The organism is Streptococcus sp. zg-86 (assembly GCF_017639855.1).
GTDB lineage: Bacteria > Bacillota > Bacilli > Lactobacillales > Streptococcaceae > Streptococcus > Streptococcus zhangguiae.
Map to the genome: position 1 here is coordinate 382,272 of NZ_CP072115.1, position 21,420 is coordinate 403,691.

The 21,420-nt window shown below is 38.0% G+C and carries 19 protein-coding genes; 16 read left to right on the plus strand and 3 right to left on the minus strand.

Annotated elements, in window-relative coordinates; all coding sequences use genetic code 11:
* Positions 1-142 precede the first annotated feature (142 nt).
* Positions 143-1,441 carry a radical SAM protein gene (locus tag J5M87_RS02050; protein WP_154608098.1) on the minus strand — a complete coding sequence of 433 codons (1,299 nt, stop codon included), beginning with the start codon at positions 1,439-1,441 and terminating at the stop codon, positions 143-145.
* Between the two features lie 160 nt (positions 1,442-1,601).
* Positions 1,602-2,465, minus strand: coding sequence for a helix-turn-helix domain-containing protein (locus J5M87_RS02055; protein WP_154608099.1), 864 nt, complete (start codon positions 2,463-2,465; stop codon positions 1,602-1,604).
* Positions 2,466-3,096: 631 nt separating this feature from the next.
* On the opposite strand from J5M87_RS02055, the gene J5M87_RS02060 reads away from it, so the two are divergent.
* The 15 genes from J5M87_RS02060 to J5M87_RS02130 all read left to right on the plus strand — a co-directional run bounded on the left by J5M87_RS02060 (position 3,097) and on the right by J5M87_RS02130 (position 20,127).
* Entirely contained in the window at positions 3,097-3,951 is an 855-nt protein-coding gene (locus J5M87_RS02060) for a lipoate--protein ligase family protein (RefSeq protein ID WP_154608100.1), read from the plus strand.
* 1 nt (position 3,952) lies between these two features.
* Positions 3,953-5,152, plus strand: a complete 1,200-nt coding sequence (locus J5M87_RS02065) for an NADH-dependent flavin oxidoreductase (protein WP_154608101.1) — start codon at positions 3,953-3,955, stop codon at positions 5,150-5,152.
* Positions 5,149-6,138: an MsnO8 family LLM class oxidoreductase gene (locus J5M87_RS02070; RefSeq protein WP_154608102.1), complete on the plus strand. Its 990-nt coding sequence runs from the start codon at positions 5,149-5,151 to the stop codon at positions 6,136-6,138. The genes J5M87_RS02065 and J5M87_RS02070 overlap by 4 nt, the downstream gene beginning before the upstream one ends.
* A 13-nt stretch (positions 6,139-6,151) precedes the next feature.
* Positions 6,152-6,484: a glycine cleavage system protein H gene (locus tag J5M87_RS02075; protein WP_154608103.1), complete on the plus strand. Its 333-nt coding sequence runs from the start codon at positions 6,152-6,154 to the stop codon at positions 6,482-6,484.
* Entirely contained in the window at positions 6,477-7,262 is a 786-nt protein-coding gene (locus tag J5M87_RS02080; protein ID WP_154608104.1) for a protein-ADP-ribose hydrolase, read from the plus strand. The genes J5M87_RS02075 and J5M87_RS02080 overlap by 8 nt, the downstream gene beginning before the upstream one ends.
* The gene (locus tag J5M87_RS02085) at positions 7,259-8,146 is read left to right on the plus strand and encodes an SIR2 family NAD-dependent protein deacylase (protein ID WP_154608105.1); all 888 of its coding nucleotides are present in this window, start codon (positions 7,259-7,261) and stop codon (positions 8,144-8,146) included. Before J5M87_RS02080 ends, J5M87_RS02085 begins: the two co-directional genes overlap by 4 nt.
* Positions 8,146-9,165 carry a lipoate--protein ligase gene (locus J5M87_RS02090; RefSeq protein WP_154608106.1) on the plus strand — a complete coding sequence of 340 codons (1,020 nt, stop codon included), beginning with the start codon at positions 8,146-8,148 and terminating at the stop codon, positions 9,163-9,165. Before J5M87_RS02085 ends, J5M87_RS02090 begins: the two co-directional genes overlap by 1 nt.
* 261 nt (positions 9,166-9,426) lie before the next feature.
* Complete coding sequence (locus tag J5M87_RS02095; RefSeq protein ID WP_154608107.1) at positions 9,427-10,023, plus strand: GNAT family N-acetyltransferase; 597 nt, start codon at positions 9,427-9,429, stop codon at positions 10,021-10,023.
* A complete protein-coding gene (locus J5M87_RS02100; RefSeq protein ID WP_154608108.1) occupies positions 10,007-10,399 on the plus strand; it encodes a VOC family protein in 393 nt (130 codons plus the stop codon). The genes J5M87_RS02095 and J5M87_RS02100 overlap by 17 nt, the downstream gene beginning before the upstream one ends.
* A complete protein-coding gene (locus J5M87_RS02105) occupies positions 10,396-10,959 on the plus strand; it encodes a shikimate kinase (protein WP_154608109.1) in 564 nt (187 codons plus the stop codon). The genes J5M87_RS02100 and J5M87_RS02105 overlap by 4 nt, the downstream gene beginning before the upstream one ends.
* Before the next feature lie 12 nt (positions 10,960-10,971).
* A complete protein-coding gene (locus tag J5M87_RS02110; RefSeq protein ID WP_154608110.1) occupies positions 10,972-13,623 on the plus strand; it encodes a valine--tRNA ligase in 2,652 nt (883 codons plus the stop codon).
* 83 nt (positions 13,624-13,706) lie between these two features.
* Positions 13,707-14,756 carry a hypothetical protein gene (locus tag J5M87_RS02115; RefSeq protein ID WP_154608111.1) on the plus strand — a complete coding sequence of 350 codons (1,050 nt, stop codon included), beginning with the start codon at positions 13,707-13,709 and terminating at the stop codon, positions 14,754-14,756.
* Positions 14,746-16,182: a hypothetical protein gene (locus J5M87_RS02120; RefSeq protein ID WP_154608112.1), complete on the plus strand. Its 1,437-nt coding sequence runs from the start codon at positions 14,746-14,748 to the stop codon at positions 16,180-16,182. Before J5M87_RS02115 ends, J5M87_RS02120 begins: the two co-directional genes overlap by 11 nt.
* Positions 16,183-16,387: 205 nt before the next feature.
* Complete coding sequence (locus J5M87_RS02125) at positions 16,388-17,155, plus strand: Fic family protein (protein WP_154608113.1); 768 nt, start codon at positions 16,388-16,390, stop codon at positions 17,153-17,155.
* Between the two features lie 101 nt (positions 17,156-17,256).
* Positions 17,257-20,127, plus strand: coding sequence for a DUF3427 domain-containing protein (locus tag J5M87_RS02130; protein ID WP_154608114.1), 2,871 nt, complete (start codon positions 17,257-17,259; stop codon positions 20,125-20,127).
* A 20-nt stretch (positions 20,128-20,147) separates the two neighbouring features.
* On the opposite strand, the gene J5M87_RS02135 is transcribed toward J5M87_RS02130, so the two are convergent.
* Positions 20,148-20,540, minus strand: a complete 393-nt coding sequence (locus J5M87_RS02135) for a (deoxy)nucleoside triphosphate pyrophosphohydrolase (protein WP_154608115.1) — start codon at positions 20,538-20,540, stop codon at positions 20,148-20,150.
* A 142-nt stretch (positions 20,541-20,682) separates the two neighbouring features.
* On the opposite strand from J5M87_RS02135, the gene J5M87_RS02140 reads away from it, so the two are divergent.
* The gene (locus J5M87_RS02140) at positions 20,683-21,414 is read left to right on the plus strand and encodes a spr1630 family ClpXP-sensitive toxin (protein ID WP_154608116.1); all 732 of its coding nucleotides are present in this window, start codon (positions 20,683-20,685) and stop codon (positions 21,412-21,414) included.
* Positions 21,415-21,420: the final 6 nt, after the last annotated feature.

A 21,420-nucleotide genomic window follows, 5' to 3' on the forward strand; every position in this document is an offset into this window, starting at 1 on the left:
TATCTTTTGAATCAGACTCACCAAATTGCAATTAATTATTAAAAAATAAACTAAAACTCATTTCCATCCTCATCGCAATAATGATCACGCATTGCCAATATATCAAATTGAGTAGTGTTCTTATTTTCAATTACAATCATTTTTACACCTCCTCTCTTTTTACATCAAGATAATCACAATATTCCTTGTTTAGTATAAATAATTCAAGATTTTTATCAATTTTCTTTTTTACTTGATTACATAATGTTCTTTGTTTATTACTTCTATGTTTAGGTGGGCAAAAGCCTGACTTACAAATTAAAGCATTTGGACACTTCTGACATTCTGAATCTATAGTCAAGTGCCATCTGTCAAATTTTTCATGATTAAATTTACCATGTACACTTCCAAAGATATTAGAATTAGAATACAAGGCAACAGTACATGTTTGAATCACACCTTTTACGTTAAAAGTATAGTGATTTTTTCTGTTTGCATAACAGTTGAACAAATTCGTTATTATACCTCTAGCAGCGGGGACATTATATCCTTTTTTTATAGCAAATTTTGATAATTCAAAGCTAGCATCTGGATCAGGCAATGTCACTTTATAATTTCGAGAACGCTCCCCACATCCCCAACTACCTACGTTATAAAAATAAAATCTAAATCGTTTATCATGCTTAAAAGATTCCCCATCTGATCCCAAAAAAATCTTAACATTATTGAAATTTTCTTTTGATATATTAAATCTTAAATTACAACAAAAATTCAAATTTGAATTTTGTAAACATCTAATATTCTCGAGTATCTTACTATATGAACCTTTTCCATTGTGTAATACTCTTTGAAAATTATGACTTTCCTCATCTCCATCAAGTGTTATTTGAAAACTACTAACGCTATAGCCTAAAATTAACTGATGAATAATTCGTTCATTAAGCAGATATCCATTAGTTGTTATACTAGCAGAATAATCAACTCCATTTTGAGAACAAATAGTCATAAATTTTTCTGAAAGATTCTTTATCGTTTTTAGCCCCAATAAAGGCTCTCCTCCAAACCATGATACATGCATATATTTAAACATAGATTCAGCTAATAATTTTTCTGTAAATTCGACTATCGCAGCCTCAGTTTCCTCGCTCATTTTTATATTTTCAAATTTTTCATAACAATATTTACATCTAAAATTGCAGTCTCCATGTGTTAAAATTGTAAATTCTAATGTCTCCATTTCAGTATTTCTAACATAATCTATTGTCTTCTCAAATTCATTTTCTTCTTGAAAATAATTATACTTACTCAAATAATTTTCATACTGCCTCTTAACCACTAAATCATTTTCAACAGCATCTAATAAATCATTTGTAATGAAGCAAGAGTGATTATTTTTACTATTAAAAAATAACTCCCCTGTTTCGGTTTTCTTTCTTAAAATATATGGAGAGAGTATCTGCATTTTAAATACCTCAAAATTCATAATAATGGTAATAACTTCTATCACTATAGACAATTCAATACAGCTCAACTAGTACATTACTTTTATGTTACCTAGTGAATTTCTAATGATAATTTTACCAAATCATCATTTCGAGGTGATTTTTTCCCATATATGCTGACTAACCATTTTCGGTTAACATTTTTTTCAAATGTCCTTCATAGGTTTGTGCCAAGTGGTCACTACCTGATAACTTCATGGCTCCAATGCACTTCTTCATTTCAATAATCGCCAATTTACTTCCTGTTTTGCGATAACGATAAAGATTTTGAGCATAAAGAAAAACAAGTCTTTCATAAATTTCTGTTTCGATAAAGAAGCACTGTTTCAATTGCTTCTCAAAATACAATGCATCCATAAGATTTTGTCGCTCAATACAGGTAATATAGGCATTAAGTAACATGGTCGAAATCAAGCGTCGATTAGTAGGAATTTCTTTATAAAAGTCTGAACGTCTAGACATTTCCCTTGCTAAAACCATGAAAACATCATGTTTAAGGACATCTAAAGTGTTTGAAAAAATCAAAAGTTCATAATAACCCCAGTATTCTACACTAAATAAATAATCAGTTAAATTCTCTAAATCCTTTTCATCGTAATAATTTTCTCCTGATAAATCTTGCAGGCGAATTTTCAATAAAATAATATTGATTTGATGAAATTTCTCACGTTTTTCCTCCGCTTCCATCTGAGAATAAAGAAGTTTTTTCATTCCTTCTACGTCTCGAGTAGACACAAAATGACGTACTTTCGATAAGAGTTCGTTTAATTCATCTCTATGAAAATCATGAACTGCATACATAAACTCATCAATTGGCATGTTTATTACATCTAAAATGAGCATAAACTTTGAAATGGTTAAATCAGTCTCTCCTTTTTCAAACCGAGATAGTTGAGATGTTGATATACCAGCATTTGCGACATCTTTTAATCGTAATCCCCTTGATTCTCGAAACTTTTTAAAAATTTCTCCAAAATTTTTCATCTCTCTTCCTCCTGCACGCATATATGGGAAAAATTTGTAGTTTGTTTCATAATAGCATACAATAAAGAAAAACAAAAGCGAGGATTATCACATGAAAAAACACCATTTCTTAACTCTTCTTCTTGTTGTTTTAGAAGGTATTATCGTCATTGTTGTAGGTTAAAAAAATCTAGTTGCTCGAAATGAACAACTAGATTTTTTTATTCCTGTTATAATAAAAAATAAGTAGTAATAGACGAAATGGTCATTTTTGAAATTAAATGAGTATCAGAGAAAATCTTAGTATAGAACTCAAGTAAAGGATTTTTCAGTAAAAACCGCTAGCCTAGGATTTAAGTAAGCTGTTTTTTGGAGAAAGAATTTAGCCTAGAACTCAAGTAAAGGATTTTTCAGTAAAAATCGCTAGCCTAGGATTTAAGTAAGCTGTTTTTTGGAGAAAGAATTTAGCCTAGAACTCAAGTAAAGGATTTTTCAGTAAAAACCGCTAGCCTAGGATTTAAGTGAGCGATTTTTCGTTAAAACATTCTATCTAGAGTCACAGTGAATCTTTTTTAATCGAAAACTTTCTCTTTTATTTTTCAAGGCCATCAATTGATTTATGCCTATATTATGTTAGAATGGAAATAGATTCATGAAAGGGGTATCATTGCTGTTGTTACAATCATTAGCTGATGTTTCTCATTTAGTATATCACTCATCGGAAGCTCATTTTACAGCCTCTATTGATGAGCTCATTTTGGCAGATGTTTTTCTAAAGGAGATTGATCGACAGAAAGGGCAACTAATTTGGCATCTATGGCCTCTTGAAAGGACGGTCATTTTGGGAATGGCTGATTGCCGTTTGCCCCATTTTGAAAGAGGTGTCGAGCTGATTCGTCAGCATGGTTACCAACCGCTTGTTCGTTCTATCGGTGGACTAGCTGTTGTAGCAGATGCAGGGATTGTCAATCTTTCTTTAATCATCCCTGATCATCTGGGAGGTAAAAAGTTAGATATGGGACAGGCCTATCAACTTATGGTAGTCTGTCTTAAGGAAATTCTCCCGGTAGCCGCTCATGAAGTAGAAGTTCGTGAAATAAGTGATTCCTACTGTCCAGGGACCTACGATTTGAGTATCAGAGGTCAGAAATTTGCAGGCTTGGCGCAAAGGCGCATCAAATCGGGTATTGCTATTTCAGCCTATATTAGTCTATCTGGTAAGCAGGAGGAACGAGGTGTGTTGATTCGGGAATTTTACCAGGTAGCTGCGGGGGATTCAGTGCCCCAACCAACCTATCCAAAAGTCAATCCTGCTTCGATGGCGACCTTATCTGATTTGCTAGCTCAGCCTGTTCGAATGGAAGATGTTATGGGAGGGTTACACCAGTTGATACAGAACCTAGGACAAACACCGATAGACTATCGTCTGAGTTTGGAAAATTTAGCAGATTTTGCGAAAGGCAAGCGAGATGCAATAGAACGTCATCAGAAAGTAGGGATAGGTTAATATGGTAGATATAAGTCGCTTATTTACACCATTTTCTATGGGAGATGGTATCGAATTGGACAATCGCTTTGTTCTATCGCCCATGGTGACTAATTCCTCTAGCAAGGAAGGTTATGTTAGTCAGGATGATTTGGCTTATGCAAAGCGCCGAGCAGCAGCTGCACCCTTGCAAATTACAGGCGCAGCCTATGTCAATCCTTACGGTCAATTGTTTGAATTTGGCTTTAGTGTATCCAAGGATGAAGATATTGCTGGTCTTCGTCAATTAGCACAGGCCATGAAAGCAGAAGGAGCAATAGCTATCTTGCAACTGACGCATGCGGGACGTTTTTCTTCGCATACACTAGCACGAGAAGGCTTTGTCTATGGTCCAAGTCCGATGCATTTGCAATCGCCTATTCCTCACGATGTTAAGGCTCTAACAGTTGAACAAATCAAGGCTATCGTAGAGGATTACCGTCAGGCAACGAGACGAGCCATTGAAGCTGGATTTGATGGTGTGGAAGTGTCTTCTGCCCAACGCTTACTTATTCAGACTTTTTTCTCTACTTTTTCCAATCAGCGTACAGATGACTATGGTGCGCAAGATTTTTCTAGTAGGGCACGGTTAACCTTTGAAGTGTTGGAGGCTGTTCACGGGGTAATCGTTAGTGAAGCAAGACGTCCTTTTCTGCTTGGTTTTCGAGCAACTCCTGAGGAAACGAGGGGGCATCAGATTGGCTATTCGATTGACGAATTTCTCCAGTTAGTCAAGGAGGTAATGGACAGAGTGCCTCTTGCTTATTTGGCGATTGCTAGCTGGGGACATGATGTTTTTCGGAATCGCGTTCGCTCTACTGGTCGCTATCAAGGACAATTAGTCAACCAAGTGATTTATCAACAGTTGAAGGGACAGATTCCCATTATGGCAACAGGCGGTATCAATAGTCCTGAAAAGGCGATTGAGGCCTTGGCACATGCGGATTTGGTTGGAGCTTCAACTCCCTTTATCGTGGATCCTGAGTTTGTTCAAAAGATAAGAGAAAATCGAGCGCAGGATATTCATTTGAAGATTAAAGCTGCGGACTTGCCTTCCTTAGCGATTCCTCAAGCCTCTTTTAAGGATATTGTTCCGTTAATGGATTATGGAGAATCCTTGCCTGCTGATTCGCGTAGTTTGTTTCGAGAGTTGGCTATCAATTATGAGAAGGAGGAAGCATGAAGTTTGGTATTTTAGACTATGGGGTTATTGATGAGGAACAGACAGCAGAGGAGGCCTTACAGGCGACAGTGGCTTTAGCTATACGGGCTGATGAGCTTGGTTTTCATCGTTTTTGGGTTGCAGAGCACCACAATCTTCCTGCTTTTTCAATTAGCACTCCAGAAATCGTGATGGCTCATTTGGCCAACCAAACCAAGACAATTCGAATTGGTTCTGGTGGGATTATGGGCTTACATTATAGCCCCTATAAGGTGGCAGAAATTGCCCGTACCCTAGCTACCTTGTATCCAGAACGGATAGATATTGGCTTGGGCAATTCATTGGGGACAGCTCTCGTTCATCAACATTTAAACAGTTCCTATACTAGTCGAGAATATGGTATCTGGTTAGAAAAATTATTGAGTTATCTGAAGGATGAAGATGTAGCTATTACAGCCAGTCCCAAGTCCCAGTCTTCGGTCGAATTATTCGTTTTAGGAACGGGAGGTCGTTCGGTTCATGAGGCTGTACGATTGGGGATGGGCTTTACCTATGGTAGCTTTCCGTTCATCGTTCAAAATCCTCTAGAAACAGCAGCTACATTAGGGACAGCCTACCGCGAGGGACATCTAGCTTCTACTCAGAAGCAAGGGAAATTCCTCCTAGCTTTGTTTGTTGTGATTGCCGAGACGAAGGAGCTAGCAGAAGAGTTGGCTCGTCCCTTGGATTTATGGATGTTGGGGAAAAATGATTTTAATGAATTTTCCCATTATCCTAGTGGGGAAACAGCTAGAACATATGTCGTGACGGATGCTGAAAAAGTTCAGATGGCAGCAAATCGTATGCGAATGTTGGTTGGAGATGTCGCTATGGTTCAGCAGGCAGTTCATAAATTAGTTGCGGTATCAGGAGCAGATGAAGTTATTTTTATTCCTCTTATTCCTGATCAAACTAATCGAATGAAAGCCTTGGAACTGCTAGCGACTATTGAAATAGATGATAAATAAGAAAGGAAATAGTATGAAAAAAATTGCAAATTATCTTTGGATTGAACAAGAGGAAGAACAATATGTCATCAGCATGACACCAGAATTACAAGATGATATTGGAACCATTGGCTATGTGGAATTTTCAGAAGGGGATGTGCTGGAAAAAGACGATATAATTTTAAACTTAGAGGCGTCAAAAACAGTTATGGCGATTTTAAGTCCATTAGCTGGTAAGGTTGTTGAGCGTAATACAGCAGCATTGGAACAGCCTCTCTTATTAAATTCAGCAGATCCGGCAGAGCATTGGTTGATTAGGTTGACTGATGTCGATGTCGCAGCATTTGAAGCTCTCGAAGATGCGTAAAGAACGGGAATGTCAACTGATTAAGCAAATGATTGGTTTCTTAGGTGGTGAAGAAGGAAGTAGCGAGGATAGGGATGAACTTCTGATTATCTGGCGAGGCTTGGTCAATCGACGACCAGCTGGCCTTCTTTCGGAAGAATACCTCGCTTGTGAAAAAGAATTTCTAACCGACTATCATCAGAAACACCAGCGTTCTCTAGCAGATTGTGAAAAAACGCTTCATCCCAATATCTTACTCTACTATGGGGATATTTGTCATTTGCAGGTAGATGCCATTGTCAATGCGGCAAATAGTGAGTTATTAGGCTGTTTTCTGCCCAATCATGGCTGTATTGATAATGCTATCCATTTTTATGCAGGAGCAGAACTCCGCAATGCGTGTGCGGAATTGATGAAAAAACAAGGGCATAAAGAACCAGTAGGACAGGTAAAGGTCACAAAGGGGTATGCCCTACCTACTCAGTTGATTTTTCATACGGTAGGACCAAGGATTCCAGAAGGGAAAAGCCCCTCTCCTATTCGGGAAAATCTCCTAAGACAATGCTATCTAGCCTGTCTTAATCGGGCGCGTGAAGAAGGTCTGGCAACCTTGGCATTTTGTGCTATCTCAACAGGAGAATTTGGTTATCCTAAAAAAGAGGCAGCGGCTCTTGCTGTTCAAACGGTGGACGATTGGTTGAGTGAAACGGCTTATCCACTGACCGTCATCTTTACCTTATACACAGAAGAAGATGCTATTTATTATGAAAAAGAACTAAGAGAAGAGGAGAAGTCATGACTCAGTGGAAAGCGCTGAAGAGTGCACAGGATGAGCCTGAGATATTAGCTAGTCTAATCCGAGAGGCAGATGCTGTTGTTGTGGGAATCGGAGCAGGGATGTCAGCCGCAGACGGTTTTACCTACATCGGAGAACGGTTTGAAACCGCCTTTCCTGATTTTATTGCAAAATATGGCCTCCTAGATATGTTGCAGGCCAGTTTGTTTCAGTTTGCGAGTTTAGAGGAATATTGGGCTTTTCAAAGTCGCTTTGTCACTCTAAATTATCTGGATCAGCCTGTTGGACAAGCCTATCTGGATTTGAAGGAAATCCTTGAAACAACAGCTTATCATATCATTACGACCAATGCGGATAATGCCTTTGCGGCAGCTGCTTACGACATGAATAAGGTCTTTCACATTCAAGGTGAGTATGGCTTATGGCAATGTAGTCGCTTTTGTCACCAGCAGACCTATCGAAATGATGATTTAATCCGCCAAATGGTTGCAGAACAAAGGGATATGAAGATTCCGCGGGATTTGATTCCTTATTGTCCAAGGTGTGGAGCACCTTTTGAAATCAATAAGCGTAATGCAGAAAAAGGGATGGTTGAGGATGCGGATTTCTTTGCGCAAAAAGAGCGATATGACCGCTTTTTAGCAGAGCATAAGGGGCAAAAGGTCCTCTATCTTGAGATTGGGGTGGGCTATACAACACCACAATTTATTAAGCAACCTTTTCAGAAGCAAACACAGGAAAATCCTGCTGCCCTCTTTGTAAGCCTGAACCAAAAGCAGTATCGGATTCCACCTGCTATTCGACCTCAAAGTGTTCAACTAACTAGTCATATCGCCACTTTAATGGCTAAGACCAAAGAATGTTTTATGAAGGAAAGGAGAGAATGATGTACCTTATTGAACCTATTCGCAATGGAAAATATATTGCGGACGGTGCAGTTGCTCTTGCTATGCAAGTTTATGTTCAACAACATGTCTTTTTAGATGATGATATTTTGTTTCCTTATTATTGTGAGCCAAAAGTAGAGATTGGTAAGTTTCAAAATGCGATTGTCGAAATCAACGAAGACTATCTCAAGGAAAACAATATCTTGCTTGTTCGCCGTGATACTGGGGGTGGTGCAGTATATGTTGATTCTGGTGCAGTTAATGTCTGCTATCTGATTCAGGATAATGGTATCTTTGGTGATTTTAAACGGGCCTATGCTCCTGCTATTCGTGCCCTCAATGAATTGGGAGTAACTCAGGTTGAACAGACTGGTCGCAATGATCTGGTGATTGAAGGCAAAAAAGTCTCAGGTGCTGCTATGACGATTTCGAATAATCGGGTCTACGGTGGTTATTCTCTCTTGTTAGATGTTGATGTTGAGGCAATGGAGAAAGTGCTTCATCCAAACAGGAAAAAAATCGAATCAAAAGGGATAAAATCAGTTAGAAGTCGTGTCGGCAGTATTCGTCCTTTTTTAGCATATGAGTACCAAGCTATTACAACGGATGAATTTAAAAATCTGATGACCTGCAAATTGCTGGGAATTACTAGCCTTGATCAAGCAAAACGCTATGAATTGACAGATGACGATTGGGCTGCGATTAATCAATTGGTCGCTGATAAATATAAAAACTGGGAATGGAATTATGGCAATTCTCCACAGTACAGTTACCACCGAGATGGTCGTTTTGCAGCTGGAACCATTGATATTCACTTGGATATGGATAAGGGACGGATTGCACATTGTAAAATCTATGGTGATTTCTTTGGAAAAGGTGATGTGTCAGAAGTTGAGCAAGCTTTAATAGGACACCGAATGGAAAAAGACGATATTCGTATGGTTTTAGAGACAATTGATTTGTCACGCTATTTCGGCAAGGTATCAGCAGATGAGTTGCTTGAGTTGATCTTTAGCTGAGGGAGAAGCAGTTGCAATTTCTCAGAAAATCTGTTACAATAAAGCCAATCAGAGGGATAGTGAGTTTGTCTGTTACAGAAAGCGGTGGTGCTGAGAAATCCGCACAGATGTCAGTATGGGTTGCTGAGGTTGAATATGAAAGATGAATAAGAGCGGGCATTTGCCCGAATTTGGGTGGTACCGCGGAAATTAGCATTAACTTTCGTCCCTGTCGTATGGCAGGGGCGTTTTTGTGTCAGATGAGAGAAAGTGAGGCAAGTTATGCTAAAGATTTTAGAAGCTTATGATGGCAAATCATTGCCTAAAGTGGAAACCAATCGTCTGATACTGCGTCAGTGGACCGTGGAGGATGTCGAAGATCTGTTTGCCTATGCGAGCTTGCCTGAGGTTTGCTTACCAGCGGGTTTTCCACCGGTAGCGACGCTTACGGAAGAACGGAAGTATATTGAAAGCAAGTATCTCGAAAATCTTGTCAAAGAGAACTTACCGTCTGGCTACGGAATCACCGTCAAAGGGAGCAATCGTGTCATAGGCTCTTGTGACTTTAATCACCGCCGAGCAGATGATGTATTTGAGATTGGCTATCTTCTTCATCCAGATTTTTGGGGCAGGGGCTATATGCCAGAAGCAGTTGCTGCGCTGATTGAAGTCGCTTTTACGCTTCTTCATCTCCATAAGGTCGAAATCCGTTGCTACAGCTCCAACCAGCAAAGCAAGCGAGTTGCTGAAAAACTCGGTTTCACCTTAGAAGCGACGATTCGTAACTATAAAGACTTAGAAGGAAATCGAGTAGACGAATTGGTTTACGGATTGTTGAGGACAGAGTGGGAGGAGAAACATCATGCTCCATCATATTGAAATCAATGTGTCGAATCTTGCAATCAGCCGTGTCTTTTATGCTAAGCTTTTTGCAGACTTGGGCTATGAACTGTATCAAGAGTGGGAAGAGGGCTTTAGCTATCGAGATAAGGATTCCTATCTGGTTTTTGTCCAAACCAAGGAAGACTACAAAGAGCCAAGTTATCATAGGAAACGAACGAGTCTCAATCATCTTGCATTTACTCTTTCAACTAAGGAAAAAGTTGATTCTCTGCACAATCGCTTACGCTCGGAGGGTGTAACCCTACTCTATGAAGAAAACTCCCCATATGCTGGAGGACCAGACCATTATGCTGTCTTTTTTGAAGATCCAGATAGGCTGAAAATTGAGGTAGTGTGGGAGGTAAGAACATGAATTTGGTTATAATTGGTGCCCAAGCGTCAGGTAAAATGACAATTGGTCAAGAAATTGAAAAATTGACAAAGATGACGTTATTTCATAACCATGATAGTATTGATTTTGTTATGCGCTTTATGGAATATGGTTCAGCAGCTACTGAATTGATTCAAAAAATTAGAATGGATTTTTTTGAAGTCTTTGCTAAAAATACTCACTCTCTCATTTTTACAGTTGTTATCAATTTTAATGATTCGCATGACCTTGATTTCTTAAAGCAAATTCAAGATGTTTTTCACTCTTATAAAAGAGAGGTTTTGTTTGTTGAACTGGAGACAGACATAGAAGAGAGGCTTCGACGAAATCGCACAGAGCATCGTATGCAGTGTAAGCCTTTGAAACGCGATGTTGAATGGTCTGAACAGGATATTTTATCGACGATGGATTTCGCACAATTTAATCCAGAATCGTCACCAGAATTTCTGAAGCATTATTATAAAATCAATAATACAAATTTGTCAGCTTATGAATCAGCACAGCTTATTTTACAAAAGTTAAAGGATATTGAAACAATATAGAAAGGACAAGATATGTCAAAAGAACTATCACCAAAATACAATCCAGCCGAGGTTGAGGCCGGTCGTTATGCGAAATGGCTGGAGGCAGATATCTTTAAGCCGTCAGGAGACGAGAAGGCAAAACCTTACTCCATCGTGATTCCACCGCCAAACGTGACGGGAAAACTCCACCTTGGACACGCTTGGGACACGACGCTACAAGATATTATCATCCGTCAAAAACGGATGCAGGGCTTTGATACCTTGTGGTTGCCAGGGATGGACCATGCAGGGATTGCCACTCAAGCCAAGGTTGAGGAGCGCTTGCGTGGAGAAGGCATTACCCGCTATGACCTCGGTCGTGAGAAATTCCTAGAGAAAGTCTGGGAATGGAAGGATGAGTATGCTGCAACGATTAAGGAGCAGTGGGGCAAGATGGGTTTGTCGCTTGACTACTCGCGTGAGCGATTCACCCTTGACGAGGGTTTGTCAAAGGCTGTTCGTAAGGTCTTTGTTGATTTGTATCAAAAGGGCTGGATTTACCGTGGGGAATTTATCATCAACTGGGATCCAGCAGCCCGCACCGCGCTTTCTGATATCGAGGTGATTCACAAAGATGTCGAGGGTGCCTTCTACCACATGAACTACACGCTTGAGGACGGCTCTCGTGCGCTTCAAGTTGCGACCACCCGTCCTGAGACCATGTTTGGAGACGTTGCGGTCGCAGTTAACCCAGAAGATTCACGCTACAAGGACTTGATTGGGCAAAATGTTATCCTGCCGATTGTCAATAAAGCCATTCCAATCGTAGCCGATGAACATGCGGATCCAGAATTTGGAACAGGGGTCGTAAAAATTACACCAGCCCACGATCCAAATGACTTCCTCGTAGGACAACGCCACAATTTACCACAAGTCAACGTCATGAACGATGATGGAACCATGAACGACTTGGCGGGTGAATTTGCAGGGATGGATCGCTTCGAAGCTCGTAAGGCAGTCGTGGCTAAATTGGAAGAATTGGGTGCCCTTGTGGAAATCGAAAAACGTGTGCATTCTGTCGGACACTCTGAGCGTAGCGGTGCTGTTGTCGAGCCACGTTTGTCTACTCAGTGGTTTGTCAAAATGGATGAATTAGCTAAAAATGCTATTGTCAACCAAAAGACCGAAGATGAAGTGAAATTCTATCCACCACGTTTCAACGATACCTTCCTTCAATGGATGGAAAATGTGCATGACTGGGTGATTTCACGTCAGCTTTGGTGGGGGCACCAAATCCCAGCTTGGTACAATGCAGAAGGTGACATCTATGTTGGGGAAGAAGCACCAGCAGGTGACGGATGGACTCAGGATGAAGATGTGCTTGATACCTGGTTCAGCTCAGCCCTTTGGCCATTTTCAACCATGGGGTGGCCAGATGAGGACAACGCAGACTTCAAACGCTACTTCCCAACCTCAACCCTTGTTACAGGCTATGATATTATCTTCTTCTGGGTATCACGAATGATTTTCCAATCCCTTGAATTTACAGACCGTCGTCCGTTTGAAAATGTCTTGATTCACGGTTTGATTCGTGATGAGCAAGGCCGTAAAATGTCTAAATCTCTCGGGAATGGGATTGATCCGATGGATGTGATTGACCAGTACGGTGCAGACAGTCTCCGTTGGTTCTTATCTAACGGCTCTGCCCCAGGGCAAGATGTCCGCTTTAGCTATGAGAAAATGGATGCCAGCTGGAACTTCATCAATAAAATCTGGAATATCTCCCGCTACATTCTCATGAATAATGAGGGCTTGAATCTTGATGAGGCGCGTGAAAATGTTGCAAAAGTAGCCGCAAGCGAGGCTGGAAACGTGACAGACCGCTGGATTCTCCACAACCTCAATGAAACCATTGCCAAAGTCACTGAAAACTTTGACAAATTTGAGTTCGGTGTTGCTGGGCACATCCTCTATAACTTTATCTGGGATGAATTTGCGGACTGGTATGTCGAGTTGACCAAGGAAGTGCTTTATAGCGATAATGAGGCAGAAAAAATCATGACTCGCTCTGTGCTTCTTTACACCTTGGATCAAATCTTGCGCTTGCTCCACCCAATCATGCCGTTTGTGACGGAGGAAATCTTTGGGCAAATCTCAGAAGGAAGCATTGTAACGGCAAGCTATCCAGTAGTTCGTTCTGAGTTTGAAAATCTTGCAGCGGCAAATGGCGTAGAAGCCTTGAAAGATGTGATTCGTGCCGTTCGAAATGCGCGTAGTGAAGTCAACGTTGCCCCAAGTAAGCCAATCACGCTCTTAATTAAGCCAACTGATAGCCAGTTAGAAGAATTCTTTAAGGCAAATGTCAACTACATCAAACGCTTTACAAATCCTGAGCAATTAGAAATTGACGGCAGTTTGACCGCACCAGAGCTAGCCATGTCAAGCGTCATCACAGGAGCTGAAATCTATTTACCACTTGCAGACCTTCTCAATGTCGATGAAGAATTAGCTCGTCTGGAAAAAGAACTTGCCAAATGGCAAAAAGAACTCGACATGGTCGGTAAAAAACTCGCCAACGAGAAATTTATCGCCAATGCCAAACCAGAAGTCGTTGAAAAAGAACGCACCAAACAAGCCGACTACCAAACCAAATACGATGCGACCAAAGAACGCATTGCAGAGATGGAGAAGTTGGTGAAATAGCGTCATAAACACGAAAACCCAGCCTAAAATGGTTGGGTTTTGTGGTATAATTGTAATGATAATAATTAAATGAGGTTAAATTTATGACTAGTTCAAATGCTACCCCCTCTGCTTTCGGTTGGGACTTCCAAGCTAACTTGGCTTTGTATTTAGTGATGGATGAGGATCTTAAACAAATTGAGAAATTTAAGGTAGAGGGGAAAACAGAAGATATTGAAATATATTATAGACATTCTACAGAAAAAAGACCAATGCTTGTACAAGCAAAATCTCAAGAAGACCCTATGTCTGATTCTACGACTAAGAAACATTTAACTAATGCGATAAATTCGTTACTCCGTGCTGTAGATGAAGTTGATGGTGAATATAGTGAAGTAACATATGGTACGAATATAGAGATTCCAATTAGGGCGGGTATCCAAAAAAGTTTTTTTGAAGGATTACGTAAAAAATATAAGTATAGTGAATTACCGGTAAAATTCCAACAGAAATTGAATGAGATTATGGAAGATTCTAATATCAAACTAGACAGACCACAAGTATTTAAAGAAAGATTGTCTATTTTAAAAATTTCGTTTCATGGTCAAGACGATGAAACTAGGTATGGGGTAGTAAAAGCAAAAGTTGTTGATAAGCTTTGCTCTTTAGGGGTTGAAAGACATAAATGTAACAGGATATTTGGTTTTTTCCAAAAAGAGTTTATCCAAAATGCTTCAAAGCGTTTTGATTATAATATTAATGAATTAGGGTTAACTATAATTTTACTTAGTATTGAGAGTGATGAAACTCAAAGTTTTGAAAAGTTAGATGTACCAGAAGAATTTATAGCTCGAATTAAAACGGAGTTTTCTGATTATATTTCTGAAAAACAATTAAATTTCCAATTTATTAGCCAACTTGTTGGAGATTATAAGAAATATGTAATGAATAACCCAAAAATGCCTCAAACTCAAAAAATTCAATATTTTACTAATGAGAATTTCCAACAATATCAGGATTATTTTTTACAAAAAACAGCCAATATCAATCAAGAGCTTATAGACAATATAATAAAGGTTACCTTATATAGAATATTATCAAATAGAGTTGAGATAGATACTATTAAAGAAAGGATGGCTTTGGATGAAATTTAATAATTTAATAATAGAAGATGGCTTTTATTCTAAAACATTTTATTTTGGAGATAAAACAGCGATTTATAGCAATATTAATAGTGTCGGTAAATCAACTTTACTTCGTCTGTTATTTTATTCTATAGGATATAGTATTCCTTCAACTAAAAAGATTAAGTTTAATAAGTTAGAGACACGTTTACATTTGGAGACTGTAAATGGAAACTGTGAGATTCATCGAAAAGATAAAAAAATTAGATTGAAATTTATTGATTCTGAAGAGTGGGAACTCAATATGCCTAATGATTTGGAATTTATACTTCAAAAAATTTTTAATACAAAAAACCAAGACGTTTTGTCGAATATTCTGGGAGCAATTTATTTAGACCAAGATAAAGGTTGGACTTTACTAAATAGAGGAACTGTCATCGGAGGAATTAAGTTTAAAATTGAGCAATTAATTCAGGGATTATCCGAGATAGATGCTCTTGAATCTTTAAATATCGAATTAGAAGAAGTTGGTAAAGAGATATCCAAGTTAAAGCAACTAAAAAAAATAATTGATTTTCAAAATGAAAATATTCAAATAGCAAATGAATCTAATTTTGAAACAACAAAGTTATTGAATTTAGAGAATGAGGTATCAATTATAAAAGGGGAGAGGAAAAGTCTAGAATTAAAAAGGAATGATTTGAAAGGAACTCTTAAAAAGAATGAAGAATATTTATCATATATAGAAAATTTAAATTTACTGATAAAAGCTCCAAATTCGGGTGAGGAATTTCTTTTAAAAAAAGAGTATGTTAAAGATTTTGGCACCTATCAAGAATTAATTGAATTAAGAATTTATCATCTAGAAAAAGAAATTGACAAATTAAATGATCGTGAAGAAAAGCTTAAGATTGAGATAAATCATTCAGAAAAATTATTTGTCCCGGAAAATCCGTTAAAGCTTTTTGAAGAAAGGTTAAACCTTCTTGTTGCTCCTCAAGAAGTGATTGTTTCGGAGTTAGAGCGCTTAAAGAAAAGGGAAAAAGAGTTAAAAATTATAAGAAATAACTATCTTTCAAATAAGATTACACAAGATATTTATGAGAGTATTATGTATTTTGCAAATAAACTAGGCGTTCAGGATTACCTTAATTCAGAGAAAGATTTCATTCTAACTTCTGATTTGAAATCTTATAGTGGGACTATTTTACATAAATTAGTTTTTTGTTTTAAACTTTCATATATTCTAGAATTGGAAAAATTTTTAGATTTCAAACTGCCGATTGTTTTAGACTCTCCGAGTGGTCGAGAGGTTGATCAAAAAAATATTGAGGATATGTTTAAAATTTTAAATGAGGATTTTGTAGATAATCAAATAATAATAGCCTCTATTTTTCAATATCCTAGCTATTTACCAGAAAAGATAATTAGAATAAGAGAAAAGCTTCTAGAGTGATTTTATGCTATATTAGTTTACAAATTAAGTTTATAATACGATGCCTACCTAACAAATTTATCATAGTGTATGCTAATGAGTCTGATAAGTATGCTAGAATGACTTATCAGTTGAATATCCGTGTCAATGGGCATGGATTCCTTTGGTCTATGCTGATGTGATTATATTTAGATTATCATATAAACAAAAAACAAGGAGAGCGTTTATGCAACCAACGTACAGTATTGATAATCCTCGCTTATCTTACCAAACGAAGCTAGATCTTTGGGAGACTGGGTTTGGTTTGCAAAAGGTTGATGGTCTTGAACCCTCAGCCTACATGATAGAACTTGCTCAGAGTCAGGCTAAGGGAGATTTGACTTATCAAGATGTTCATGAGGAGATTAGACGCTATCATGCGGAAGTGAGTGCTGAGACACAAGAGGCTGATTTGGTGGCCTTGAGAATAGCAGAACTTTTATCACGCAGGGGGTTTAGTTTTAGTCCAGGGACTCTCCTGTCCATTCATAAGGAGCTATTTCAAGACATTTTTCCTGATGAGATTCCAGTTGGTACTTTTCGTAGGACTAATATTTCGAAAAAAGAATATGTGCTAGGTAGTGATAGTGTCGTCTATGCAGACTATACGATGATTGAAGCGACTTTAGACTACGATTTTACTCAAGAGAAAAAATTTGCCTATCAAGGCTTGACTAAAGAAGAGATAGTAGCTCATATTCAGCAATTTATCTCTGGCATTTGGCAGATTCACCCTTTTCGAGAAGGAAATACACGGGCTGTTATTGTTTTTCTGATTCAATATTTGCGAGAGTTTGGTTTTGATGTAGATAATGAACCTTTTCAAAAGAATGCTCGTTTCTTTCGAGATGCTTTGGTTTTAGACAACGCCAAAATGTTGCAAAAGAATAGTCAGCCACTGACACAATTTTTTGAAAATCTACTGTTAAACGGGCAAAATGATTTAATACTTTAATTGATTTTTGTAAATAAATTAGTGCTTCTTCATCAATTCTTCTTTACATCCCTCTCAATATATTAGATAATAGTTCTATCAAATGAGATAGGACTATTTTTATGAGATTATCTTTTGAAGCTCAGATGTTAGAGTCAATTCAATTTGGGTTTATTGATCGAATGCAGTTTAGGGACAGGACTTATGCGCCTAAGATGTTAATCAATAATGCAGAGGAAAAGCGGTTTGTTTTGACAGATTTGCAGGAGGAATTACTGAAGAGTCGAGCATTTTATTTTTCTGTAGCCTTTGTAACGCAGTCTGGAATTTCCATGATTAAAGCGCAGTTGGCCGATTTGGCGGCACGTGGTGTTTGTGGAAAGATCCTGATTTCGCCCTACCTTGATTTTAATGATCCTTTGGCTATGTATGATTTGTTAAAGCTACCGAATGTAGAAACCCGGATTTCTCATGAAACCATGCAACTTCATTCTAAATATTACTTGTTTGAGCAGGAGCACAAACAAGTTCTGATTGCCGGTTCATCTAATTTGACTGCGACAGCATTGAAACAAAATTATGAGTGGAATATCAAGCTCAATTCGACGGATAATGGGAATTTGCTCTATCAAACGAAGCAAGAATTTGAGCGTATATGGGATTTATCAAGACCACTGACCACTGAAATCATTGAGTCATATAAACGAAAGCGCAAATCTATGATTCAGGTGGTGACCTTGGAAGAAGAGGTGAAAGTTGATTATCAAGTTGGGGCGATTAACCCTAATAAGATGCAGAAAGAAGCACTAGTTGCTTTGCAGGAAGTGCGCGATAATGGCGCTCAAAAGGCTCTGGTCATTTCTGCGACAGGGACAGGGAAAACATACTTGTCTGCCTTTGATGTAAGACAGGTAAATCCAGAGCACGTACTCTTTATTGTTCACCGTGAACAGATTTTGAGTAAGTCTTTAGAAAGTTTTCAACGGGTTCTTGGATTTTCTAACGATGAGGCTTGTCTCTACAAGTCAGGTATAGATTTTTCAGGCAAGAAATATATTTTCGCGACGATACAAACTCTTTCGCGTGATGAGCATTTACAGCGTTTTGCTCGAGATTTTTTCGATTATATTTTGATTGATGAGGTGCATAAGGCTGGTGCAGATTCGTATAAGAAAGTGATGGCCTATTTTGAACCAGCTTTCCTTTTGGGAATGACCGCAACACCTGAACGTACAGATGGACAAAATATTTATGAACTTTTTGATTACAATATTGCGTATGAAATTCGCCTGCAGGATGCCATGGATGCAGATTTGCTATGTCCCTTCCACTATTTTGGGGTGACGGATATTGTGGTTGACGGTCAGCCCATTTGTGAAAATATAGATTTTTCAAAATTGATTTCTGAGGAGCGTGTCAATCATATTCTAGAAAAAATCAATTATTATGGGTATAGTGGTGAATCTGTTCATGGGTTGATCTTCTGCTCTAGTAAAAAGGAGGCAGTAGAACTATCGATTCTTTTAAATCAGAGAGGCCTTCGTACACAAGCTTTAACCGGTGATGATAGCCAAGTAGTTCGTGAAGAAGCTGTTAGAAAGCTTGAAAACGGAGCGTTAGATTACTTACTAACAGTTGATATTTTCAACGAAGGGATTGATATTCCAAGTGTGAATCAGGTGGTTATGCTTCGTAATACAGAATCAAGTATCATTTTTATTCAGCAACTTGGTCGTGGACTTCGCAAGCATCCTTCGAAAGATTATGTGACAATTATTGACTTTATTGGAAATTATCGTAATAACTACTTAATTCCAGTAGCCTTATTTGGCGATCAATCGATGAACAAGGATAACTATCGTCGCGAAGTGCGTGAAGCCAATTTGATTAGTGGTTTGACAACGATCAATTTTGAGGAAGTTGCTCGGAAGCAGATTTTTGTATCGATTACCAACACTAGTTTATCTAGTATGAAAATTCTGCGGGATAGTTATGTGGATTTGCAGAACAAGCTGGGGCGTCAACCGTTTTTGAAAGACTTTTGGACTTATAATGGAATTGACCCACTGACTTTCTTTAATAACAATGCCTTTAAAGATTATGCAGATGTGGTGACTAAGTTTGGTGACCAAGTAGTATCTTTTGAAGAGTTTCCTAAAAATTTCTTATCTTTTATCACCTTTGAATGTTTAAGTGGTAAGCGTAAGCATGAACTGATTTTATTGCAGTTGCTCATTGAAAATAATGGTCATATTGCATTTGACACCTATTTTGAAAGGTTGATTCAGAAAGATTTGGATACTTCAAGTGATGTGATTAACTCTGTTGAAGGTGTGTTGGATTTGTCTTTTTTGAAGGCTCAGGAGCAAAAACGCTTTGGTACACAACCATTGGTAGTAAAGACTAACGATACCTATCAGTTGAATATGCAAGTAGTTGAAGAGCTTCGTATGAATTCTGATTATGTGGCATTTTTTAGAGATGTTATCGAAACCGGATTGTTGAAATCGAAAGATTATCCAGAGATATTTACACTTGGACAGAAGTATTCTCGCCGGGAAGTTCTCAAGTTATTAAATGTCAAACATGATGAGCCACCGCTCAATATTGGTGGTTATAAGATTGATAAAGAAACTAATTCTTGTCCAATTTTCATTACTTATCATAAGAGTGAGGATATCAGTGATACCATCAAGTATGAGGACAAGCTACTCAGTGAATCAACGCTGAGATGGTTCTCTAAAAACAAGCGAACCTTAGAGTCTCCAGATGTGCAATACATTATTGATTCCAAAGAAAATGGCTTACGCTTGGAATTATTTATTATCAAGGATGATGCCGAAGGTGGGGATTTTTACTATTTAGGTCCATTGGAATATATTGAGGCAAGTGCGGAGGAAATGGAACGAGCTGGTGAAAGTGTTGTCTGCATGTTCTTTACGTTAAAAGAACCTGTCAAAGCTGACCTTTTCCACTATTTAACGACACAATAAAATGAGATTCGTTGTGAATCTCATTTTTTGCTTAATATATCAACGGCTGGGCGATCAACAGGTGCCCAATTAAGGGTATTTAATTCGCTAGGTGCCAGCCAAGTTGAATTTTGGTGTTCTATCAAGAGGAGCTCTCCAGATACTAATTCAGCCTCATAAGTTTTCATGATGACTGTTCCGAATTCGTAATCATAGGAAGCTTCATTTACATAATTAATTATTTTGATTTCCGATGCGAATTCTTCTTGAATTTCTCGAACAAGTGCTTCTTCGGATGATTCACCATTTTCTAATTTTCCACCTGGAAATTCCCAATAGCCAGCTAGTGATTTTCCTTCAGGCCGTTGAGCGCAAAAATATTTCCCATCCTTTAGGATGGCAGCAGCAACAACATTTATTGTTTTTTGTGACATGATGTTCTCCATTCGTTTATTGATATCATATCAAAAAAAAACATTTTTTCAAATCAAATACTAAACTTTAAAAAATCGCATTTTTTTGTAGCGAAATTTTATAAAAAAGTTTAAAATAGAAGAAAAGTGTATGAGGTAATATATGGGATATCCAGTTTTTAATGAAGTGCAGGGACAACAGGTTGTAGACGCCATTTTGAAGGGCTATAAGACTTATTTGGATGTACGACTAAAGGCGAAAGTAGAAATGAAAGTTTCTGCGGGCTATGCATGGACAAAGCCAAATTATATTGATGATGCTTTTTCCAAAGCCGACTTACCGTTCATCACGAATTATACTGTTCAACATGCTGGTCAGTCTTGGGAGTATATCGAGTTTGAGAGTGAGAATGAAATGTTGGGAAATGTATTGCTTATTATCAAGGGCGAAGCTCGTCTGAAGCAAAATTTTCCAGAAGTAGCCACTAAGAAAAAAGGCTATCTATTTGAGCTAGCAGAAATCAATAACGAATTTATTGAAAAGCAAGTCAAGCTTGAAGAGACTGACAGTAACACAAAATTAGATAATATTCAATTAGAACTCATTCAAGATGAGGAAATGAAAGCCTTATCTCAACATACATCAAATGTTGATCATTTTTTGATTTTAACTCATCAAGTAGACAATGATTATAAAATGACAAAGATTCAGGTGGTTATGCCTGATGCGCGTCAAGGAAAGTTGTTACCATTACAAGATCTATCTGAATATATCGCTTCAAGTGCAATTGATTTCAATGACGATAAGTATCAAGGTTTGACTGACTTGTCTGACATCAAGGACATTGAGGAGTTTGGTATTGTACCACGGGTAGCTATTCAGAAACAAGGATAGTTGCAT